Origin of the sequence: Actinomadura fibrosa (assembly GCF_900659615.1) — a bacterium.
In the GTDB taxonomy this organism is placed as follows: domain Bacteria; phylum Actinomycetota; class Actinomycetes; order Streptosporangiales; family Streptosporangiaceae; genus Spirillospora; species Spirillospora fibrosa.
This window is the reverse complement of record NZ_CAACUY010000324.1, coordinates 1-8,720: the sequence shown is the minus strand read 5'-3', so window position 1 is coordinate 8,720 and position 8,720 is coordinate 1. Positions and strand designations below refer to the sequence as shown.

7 protein-coding genes and 1 pseudogene are annotated in these 8,720 nt (G+C 74.8%); 6 read left to right on the top strand and 2 right to left on the bottom strand.

What is annotated here, in order from left to right; translation table 11 throughout:
- Positions 1-164 precede the first annotated feature (164 nt).
- From E1300_RS44765 to E1300_RS44755, 3 genes are all read left to right on the top strand, one after another.
- Positions 165-1,394 (top strand): glycosyltransferase family 4 protein, encoded by a 1,230-nt coding sequence (locus E1300_RS44765; protein ID WP_207400332.1) that lies wholly within the window; start codon positions 165-167, stop codon positions 1,392-1,394.
- Positions 1,395-1,662: 268 nt separating this feature from the next.
- Positions 1,663-2,709: a TerC family protein gene (locus tag E1300_RS44760; protein ID WP_131763356.1), complete on the top strand. Its 1,047-nt coding sequence runs from the start codon at positions 1,663-1,665 to the stop codon at positions 2,707-2,709.
- A 103-nt stretch (positions 2,710-2,812) separates the two neighbouring features.
- On the top strand, positions 2,813-5,008 hold the full coding sequence (locus E1300_RS44755; RefSeq protein ID WP_131763355.1) for an acyl-CoA dehydrogenase family protein: 2,196 nt from the start codon (positions 2,813-2,815) through the stop codon (positions 5,006-5,008).
- A 54-nt stretch (positions 5,009-5,062) separates the two neighbouring features.
- On the opposite strand, the gene E1300_RS44750 is transcribed toward E1300_RS44755, so the two are convergent.
- Positions 5,063-5,413, bottom strand: a complete 351-nt coding sequence (locus E1300_RS44750) for a hypothetical protein (protein WP_131763354.1) — start codon at positions 5,411-5,413, stop codon at positions 5,063-5,065.
- Between the two features lie 150 nt (positions 5,414-5,563).
- On the opposite strand from E1300_RS44750, the gene E1300_RS44745 reads away from it, so the two are divergent.
- From E1300_RS44745 to E1300_RS44735, 3 genes are all read left to right on the top strand, one after another.
- Positions 5,564-5,989 carry a hypothetical protein gene (locus tag E1300_RS44745; RefSeq protein ID WP_242619797.1) on the top strand — a complete coding sequence of 142 codons (426 nt, stop codon included), beginning with the start codon at positions 5,564-5,566 and terminating at the stop codon, positions 5,987-5,989.
- Positions 5,990-6,056: 67 nt separating this feature from the next.
- Complete coding sequence (locus E1300_RS44740) at positions 6,057-6,950, top strand: AAA family ATPase (protein WP_131763353.1); 894 nt, start codon at positions 6,057-6,059, stop codon at positions 6,948-6,950.
- Position 6,951: 1 nt separating this feature from the next.
- Positions 6,952-8,349, top strand: a complete 1,398-nt coding sequence (locus E1300_RS44735) for a vWA domain-containing protein (protein ID WP_131763352.1) — start codon at positions 6,952-6,954, stop codon at positions 8,347-8,349.
- Between the two features lie 63 nt (positions 8,350-8,412).
- Here the strand turns inward: E1300_RS44735 and E1300_RS51950 are convergent.
- A pseudogene (locus E1300_RS51950) lies at positions 8,413-8,720 on the bottom strand (hypothetical protein); the annotation flags it as partial.

The window sequence follows — 8,720 nt, the reverse complement described above, 5'->3', positions numbered from 1 at the left end:
CGCCGGGTACGCGGTCGCCGCGGCGCTCGGCACCGGCGGGCAGCTCCGCACCCTCGGCACCGGCGCGCTCGCCGCGCTCGCCGCCGCGCTGGTGTTCGCCCTCGTCACGTTCATGATCGACGGCCGTGACCTGCGGGCCGTCCTCAGCCGGAAGGTCGCCCGCCATGCCTGACACCCCGCCTCCCGAAGACCCGGCACCCGGCACCCGGCGGGGGGCGGACGGGGTGCGGGTCGCGCTCGTGCTCGGAACCAGCGCGGGCGGGGTCGGACGGCATGTGCGATCGGTCGCGGCGGGGCTCGCCGCTCGCGGCGCGCGGGTGCTGGTGTGCGGGCCCGCGTCCACGGAGGAGCGGTTCGGGTTCGCGGGCCGCGGGATCCGGTTCGCGGAGGTCGACCTCGCCGACCGGCCCCGCCCGGTGAGCGACGCGAAGGCGGTCGCGCGGCTGCGGGGGCTGCTGCGCGACGCCGACGTCGTCCACGCGCACGGGCTGCGGGCCGGGGCCCTCGCCGTCGCGGCCTGCGCCAGCGTCGCGCCGGGACCGCTGCGGTTCTCGCGCGGCGGGCCGCCGCTGGTCGTCACGCTGCACAACGCCGTCATCGCCGGAGGGCGGACCGCCGCGGTCTACGGGGGCCTCGAACGGGTCGTGGCGCGCGGCGCGACCATGGTCCTCGGCGTCTCGCCGGACCTGGAGGACCGGATGCGCGAGCTCGGCGCCCGGTCGGTCGGGCACGCGCTCGTCCCCGCCCCGGCCGCCGCGGCGCGGCCGGAGCCCGCCGACCGCGACGGTGTCCGCGCGGAACTCGGCGTGGGGGACCGCCCGCTGGTCCTCACCGTGGGGCGGCTCGCCGACCAGAAGGGCCTGCCGACGCTGCTGGACGCCGCCGCGTCCTGGACGGGCCGCGTCCCGCCGCCGCTCGTCGCCATCGCGGGTGACGGGCCCCTGGAGGGCGCGCTGCGGGACCGGATCGAGGCCGAGGACCTGCCCGTCCGGCTGCTGGGCGCCCGCTCCGACGTCCCGGCGCTGCTGGCCGCCGCCGACGTGGCGGTCGTCCCGAGCGTGTGGGAGGGGCAGCCGCTGATCGTCCAGGAGATCCTGCGGGCCGGGCGCCCGCTGGTCGCGACCCGGGTCGGCGGGATCCCCGGAATGGTCGGCGCCGAACGCCGGGACGCGGAGTCGCCGGAGCCGGAGGGCGACGCGGCGCTGCTCGTGCCCGCCGGAGACGCCGAAGCCCTCGCGCATGCGGTGGGCCGCGTCCTGGACGACCCGGCGCTGGCGCTGCGACTCGGCGAGGCCGCCGCGCGGCGGGCCGAGCGGCTCCCCGGCGAGGACGACGCCGTCGAGCAGCTCGCGGACCTCTACACCGGCCTGATCGCCGCCGCCCGCCGCGCCTGACCCGCCCCGAGGCGCCGCGCGAGCGGGCGGTGATCGGACCTTAGACGCCGTGTCGGGCGGTCCGGTTCGCGAAGGGGGCAAAAAAGTTCGCCCATCCTGGAACGCCCAGGTGGCGACCGGCGTTCTTGTAGGTAATGGAGGGGAGTATCCCCGCGCACGGTTCTCGTCAGCACGGCCGGTCCGTACCGGCCCGGGATCCGCGGCCCTGCTCGATCGGGCGGGAGAGACCTCCGGCGCTCAACTCTGTCCGCCGGAGGTGTGTCACGTCATGTCCGTCTCGCCATGGGTCTGGGCCCTGACCCTCGCAGGGATCCTGACCGTCATCGCGGTCGACCTCTTCCTCATCCACCGCAACGACACGCGCGAGTTCACCACGCGCCGGGCCGCGTTCTGGTCGGTGGTCTACATCGGGCTCGCGGTCGCGTTCGGCCTCGGCGTCTGGGCGTTCTCCGGAGGTGAGCACGCCGCCCAGTACTTCGGCGGCTTCGTCACCGAGAAGAGCCTCAGCGTCGACAACCTCTTCGTGTTCATGGTGATCCTGACGCGGTTCGCCGTGCCCAAGCACGCCCAGCACACTGTGCTGATGGCGGGCATCGTGATCGCGCTGGTGCTGCGCGGCGTGTTCATCGCGGTCGGCGCGGCGGCCATCGCCACGTTCACCTGGGTCTTCTTCATCTTCGGCGCGTTCCTGCTCTGGACCGCCTGGGGGCTCGTCCGCGGCGGCGACGAGGACGAGTTCAAGGAGAACGCGCTGCTGCGGTGGGCCAAGCGCGTCATCCCGACGTCCGAGGAGTACGACGGCACCCGCTTCACCACCCGGCGGGACGGCCGCCGCATGGTCACCCCGCTGCTGCTCGTCATGATCGCCATCGGGTCCACGGACGTGCTGTTCGCGCTCGACTCGATCCCGGCGATCTTCGGGCTGACCACCGAGCCCTACCTGGTGTTCACCGCCAACGCGTTCGCGCTGATGGGCCTCGTCCAGCTCTACTTCCTGCTGGGCGGCCTCACCGACCGGCTCGTCTACCTCGGGCACGGGCTGGCGTTCATCCTCGGCTTCATCGGGGTCAAGCTGATCCTGCACGCGATGCACGAGTACGGTGTCGCGTGGGCGCCGGACGTGCCGATCTGGCTGTCCCTCGCGGTGATCGCGGGCACCCTCGCCGCCACCACCGTCGCCAGCCTCGCGGCCGGCCCGCGGCACGCCGCCCGGCGGGACCGGGACGCCGAGGACGGGGCCGCGGCCGGTGCCGCGGCCGGTGCCGCGGCCGGTGCCGCGACGGAATCGGCGGGCGACGGCCCGGCCGGCCGGTAGAAACGGCGCGGCACGAACCGGCGCCGGACGGCGCGGCGGACTCCCCTCGACCCGAATCCTGTTCTAGAATCGCTGTCAATACGGGTCTGAGAGAGGGTTACGCATGGCCATCGGGCTGACCGAGGAGCACGAGGCGCTCGCCGACTCGGTGCGGGGGTTCACCGAGCGCAACATTCCGGCGACGGTCGTACGGGCCGCCCTGGAGGCGGACGAGGAGACCAGGCCCCCGTTCTGGCCGGGCCTCGCGGAGCAGGGCCTGCTCGGCCTGCACCTCGCGGAGGAGCACGGCGGGCAGGGCTACGGGCTGCTGGAGCTGGCCGTCGTGCTGGAGGAGCTGGGCCGCGCCGCCGCCCCCGGCCCGTTCCTGCCGACCGTGCTCGCCAGCGCGGCGGTGGACGCCTCCAGCAACGCCAAGGCGCGCGCCGCGCTGCTGCCCGGCCTCGCGGACGGCTCCACCACGGCCGCCGTCGCGCTGGACGGCGAGCTGACCGGCGAGCGCGACGGCGACGCGCTCACCGTCTCCGGCAGGGCCGCGACGGTGCTCGGCGCCGCGCTCGCCGACGTGGTCCTGCTGCCGGTCAGGACCGGGGACGGCGAGGAGTGGGTCGCGGTGGACGCGGCCGACCTCGCCGTCACGCCCGTCGCGAGCCTGGACCGGGTCCGCCGCGTCGCCGCCGTCGAGGCGTCCGGCGTGTCCGTCGCCGCCGACCGGGTCCTGGACGGGCTCACCACCGGGCGGGTCCGCGACCTCGCCGCCGCGCTGTTCGGCGCCGAGGCGGCGGGCCTCGCGGGCTGGCTGGTCACCACCGCGTCCGAGTACGCCAAGGTCCGCGAGCAGTTCGGCCGCCCGATCGGGCAGTTCCAGGGCGTCAAGCACAAGGCCGCCCGGATGCTGATCGCGCTGGAGCAGGCCCGCGCCGCCGCCTGGGACGCCGCCCGCGCGCTGGACGAGGGCGCCGAGGAAGCCGGGTTCGCGGCCGCCGTCGCCGCGGTGGTCGCCGGGGACGCGGGCGTGCAGACGGCCCGGGACGCCATCCAGATCCTCGGCGGCATCGGCTTCACCTGGGAGCACGACGCCCACGTCTACCTGCGCCGCGCGCTGACGCTGCGCGCGCTGCTCGGCCCGGCCAAGACCTGGGCGGCCAGGACCGCCGAGCTGGCGCTGGCCGGGGGCCGCCGCGAGGTCGAGCTGGAGCTCGACGAGGACACCGGGCCGCTGCGCGAGCGGATCCGCGCCGAGATCGCCGAGCTGGCCGCGATCGAGGACAAGCACGAGCGCAACACCAGGATGGGCGACGAGGGCTGGACGGTCCCGCACTTCCCCGAGCCGTGGGGGCGGGGCGCCGGCCCGGTCGAGCAGATCCTCATCCAGCAGGAGCTGCGGGCCGCGAAGGTCAAGCCGCCGAACCTCGTGATCGGCGCGTGGTTGGTGCCCTCCCTCGTCCGGTACGGGACGGAGGAGCAGAAGGAGCGCTTCCTGCGGCCGACGCTGCGCGGGCAGATGGTGTGGTGCCAGCTGTTCTCCGAGCCCGGCGCGGGCTCCGACCTCGCCTCGCTGTCGATGAAGGCTGAGCGCGTCGAGGGCGGCTGGAGGCTCACCGGGCAGAAGATCTGGACGTCGGTCGCGCAGTTCGCCCAGTGGGGCTTCTGCATCGCCCGCACCAACCCTGACGCGCCCAAGCACGACGGCATCACCTACTTCCTCGTGGACATGAAGTCCGAGGGCGTGGACGTCCGCCCGCTGAAGGAGCTGACCGGCGAGGCCATCTTCAACGAGGTGTTCCTCGACGGGGTGTTCGTCCCGGACGACTGCGTGGTCGGCGAGGTCGACAAGGGCTGGCAGGTCGCCCGCAACACGCTGTCCAACGAGCGGGTGTCGCTGTCCACCGGCGGTGGCATGGGCATGGGCGTGCCCGAGCTGCTCGCGTTCTTCAAGGACCGCGAGCCGGACGCGGTCGCGGCGGCCGAGGTGGGCCGGCTCGTCGCCCAGGGCCAGTCGATCGACCTGCTCGGGCTGCGGACCACGCTGAAGCAGCTGAACGGCGTGGAGCCGGGCGCCGAGGCGAGCGTCCGCAAGCTGCTCGGCGTCCAGTTCAACCAGGACGTCGCCGACTACTGCTGGGCGGCGCAGGGCGCGGCGGCCGCGACGGAGGTGCCGATGGCCGAGAGCGGCATCGTCGCGCGGGCGATGCTGTTCAGCCGGGCCATGACGATCTACGGCGGCACCACCGAGGTGCAGCTCAACATCATCGGCGAGCGGCTCCTCGGGCTGCCCCGCGATCCCGAGCCGGGGAAGTAGGCGGCCCGGGCGAGCGGGACCGCCGTGCGGCGGAGGCCGTTCCCGCGCGGGGCGTCAGCCCCGCCGGGGGCGGAACGTGTAGGTGACGTTCACCAGCACGATCGCCGTGAGGACGAACATCAGTCCGGGCAGCCCGGCGTTCACCACCCCGATCGCGCTGAGCGGGATGGCGGCGAGCAGCGAGAGCACGGCCATCGCCAGGCTGTGGTCGCGCTCGCCCGCCGCCGCCCGCGGCGCCCGCGGGCGGCGGCGCGGCGCGGGCTCGGGCGCCGTGCGGGCTTGCAGGGTCTCCTCGATCCGGTCGACCACCGTCTCGATGAAGGCCTCGTCGTAGTCGGGCCCGAGCTCGCGCCGGGCCGCCAGGGCCGCCGTCAGGTCGTCGCGGGGGAGGCGTGGGATCGTCATGTCTCGGTTATAGGCAGCGGGGACCGTCGTCGGCCACCCTCCTGGGGAGGAAAGACGGGATCCCCCGCAGGTCTGACGTCCCGCTCCCCGGGTCGGAGGCGGACCGCCGGTAAACTGCCGCTTCGTCCCCCAGACCTCCCGGAGGAACACGTGAGTGTGCGGGCCCGCTCGTCCCTGCTCGTCGCCTGCGCGGCGGTCGCCGCGCTCGCCCTCGCGGGCTGCGGGAGCGGGGAGAAGAAGGAGACCGGCGCGTCCGCCGCGCCGACCTCGCTCGCCCCGCTGCCCACGGTGGCGGCCGCCGACGTCAAGCCGCTCGTCGGGCGGTGGGTCGGCACGGCCAAGGACTACTTCCAGTTCAAGGCGGACGGCACCGGCGTCTGGGTCCGCGACCGCCAGAAGCTGTGGAGCGGCACCGCCATCCCCGAGGGGAACGGCAAGTACCGCTTCTCCTGGCAGGGCGGCGATCCGAAGACCGCGTCCTACTGGGGCGTCACGCTGAGCGACGGCAACTCCAAGCTGCTGTTCGCCGGCACCAACCAGACGTACACGAAGGCGCGGACGAAGGCGCGCACATGAGAGCGCCGGACGGCGGCGCGGAGATGAGGGGCGCGGATATGGGGGCGCGGCGGATGGAAGCGAAGGCATGACCGTCTCGGACGAGATCCAGGGCACCGGCGGGGAGTTCGCCTCGCCCGCCGACGTCGAGCGCAGGCTCGCGGGGGTCCATTACCTGGCGGACGAGGCGATCGCCACGACCGTGTTCCTCGCGCAGGCGCTGGGCAAGCCGCTCCTCGTGGAGGGCCCGGCCGGGGTCGGCAAGACGCAGCTCGCCAAGGCCGTCGCGGCGGCCACCGGCGCCGAGCTGATCCGCCTCCAGTGCTACGAGGGCCTGGACGAGGCCCGGGCGCTGTACGAGTTCAACTACAAGAAGCAGCTCCTCGCCATCCAGGCCGCGCCGTCGGACCGGGCCTGGCAGGAGACCCACGACGACATCTTCTCCGAGGAGTTCCTGCTGGAGCGGCCGCTGCTGGCCGCGATCCGGCGCGCCGACCCGACCGTCCTGCTCATCGACGAGGCCGACAAGGCCGACGTCGAGGTGGAGGGCATGCTGCTGGAGGTCCTGTCGGACTTCCAGGTGACGATCCCCGAGCTCGGGACGGTCAGCGCCGTCCGCCGCCCCTTCGTCGTGATCACCTCGAACGCGGCGCGGGAGCTGTCGGAGGCGCTCAAGCGCCGCTGCCTCTACCTGCACCTGGACTACCCGGCGCCGGAGCGCGAGCGCGACATCGTGCTCGCGCAGGTGCCCGGCATCGAGGCGGAGCTCGCCGAGCAGCTCGTCCGCACCGTCGGGACGCTGCGGGCGCTGGAGGTCAAGAAGGCGCCGTCGATCGCCGAGACCGTCGACTGGGCCCGCACCCTGCTCGCCCTCGGCCTGGACGAGCTGGACGAGGCCGCCGTCGCGCGGACCCTCGGCGTCGTCCTCAAGCACGCCTCCGACCAGGAGCGCGCCGCCAGGGAACTCGGCCTGAGGGGGTAGCGTGGCCTCGCTCGTGGACCGGCACACCGGCTTCGTCGCCGCGCTGCGCCGGGCCGGGCTCCCGGTGTCGGTCGCCGAGGGCCTGGACGCGGTGCGCGCCATGCAGCACGTGGACCTGCTCGACCGCGGCTCGCTGCGGGCCGCCTACGCCGCCACCGTGGTCAAGCGCCCGGCGCACCGCCCGACCTTCGACACGCTGTTCGACCTGTGGTTCCCCGCCGCCGTGGGGGACGGCGCCGGGGCCGCGGAGGACTCCGGCCGCCCCGCGAGGACGCTCGGCGAGGACGGGCGGCCCGTCCCGTCCGCGCTGGACCCCGAGGTGCAGGCCCGCCGGGAGCGCCTCGCCGAGCTGCTGCTGTCCGGGGACGACGCCGGGCTCCGGCAGTTCGCCCGCACGGCCGTCGCCGAGTACGGGCAGACCCCCGGCCAGGAGTCGTGGTTCTCCTCCGGCGTGCTGCGCGCGATGTCGCCGGAGACGCTCATGGCGGGCCTGCTGAACGCCGTCCTCAACGGCGAGGAGCGCGGCGGGATGGCCGAGCGGGTCGCGCGCCGGACGTTCCGCGACCGCATCGCCCGCTTCGAGGACCTCGTCGCGAGCGAGGTCCGGCGCCGCATCGCCGAGGACACCGGCGTCGATCGGACCGCGCGGCTCGCCGTCCGGCCGTCCCTGGAGCGGCTCGACTTCGCCTCCGCCGGGCGCGCCGAGATGGCGGCGCTGCGGCGCGAGGTGCAGCCGCTGGCGCGCAGGCTCGCGGCGCGGCTCGTCCAGAAGCAGCGGCACGGCCGGCGCGGCAGGCTCGACTTCCGCCGGACGGTCCGCTCGTCGCTGGCGAGCGGCGGGGTGCCGCTCACCACCCACCACCGGCCGCGCCGCCCGCACAAGCCCGAGCTCGTCATCCTGTGCGACGCCAGCGACTCGGTGTCGGCGTTCGCGCACTTCACGCTGCTGCTGACGTTCGCGCTGCGGGAGCAGTTCAGCAAGGTCCGCGCGTTCGCGTTCATCGACGCCACCGACGAGATCACCAAGTACTTCGCGCCCGGCGCGGACGTCGTGGACGCGATGGCGCGGATGGCCGCCGAGGCCGACCTCGTGTGGATCACCGGGCGCTCCAACTACGGCCACGCGATCAAGGTGTTCGAGGACCGGTACGCCGACGCGATCACCTCGAAGACCTCGCTGCTCGTCCTCGGGGACGCCCGCTCCAACTACGGCGAGCTGTCCCTGCCGCGGCTCCGGGCCATGGCCGACCGGGCGCGGCACGCCTACTGGCTCAATCCCGAGCCGCGCTCCGCGTGGGATACCGGCGACTCCGCCGCGTCCCGCTACGGCGAGCTGATGCCGATGTACGAGTGCCGCAACCTGACCCAGCTCGCCGCCTTCATCGAGGAACTCGCCTGAGCCCCGCGGGACCTGCCTGAGCCCCGGCGGGCGCGCCGGCCCGCGTCAGGCGGTGCGGTCGCGTCAGGCGCTGCGGTCGGGGATCGCGAAGGCCAGGGCGGCGCCCAGCGCGGCGACGGCGGCGGACGCGAGCATCGCCGCGTTCGCGCCGTGCGCGAGCGCGGACGGCCCGGTGCCCTGCCCGGTGGCGATGGCGCCGACGATCGCGATGCCGAGCGCCGCGCCGATGTAGCGGGCGGTGTTGTTCGCGCCGGAGCCCATGCCCGCGCGGTCGGCGTCGGCGCCGTCCTCAACGTCGCCCGGGTCGAGCCGGGCACCAGCGTCCTCGTCGTCGGCTGCGGCGGCGTCGGGCTGAACGTCGTGCAGGGCGC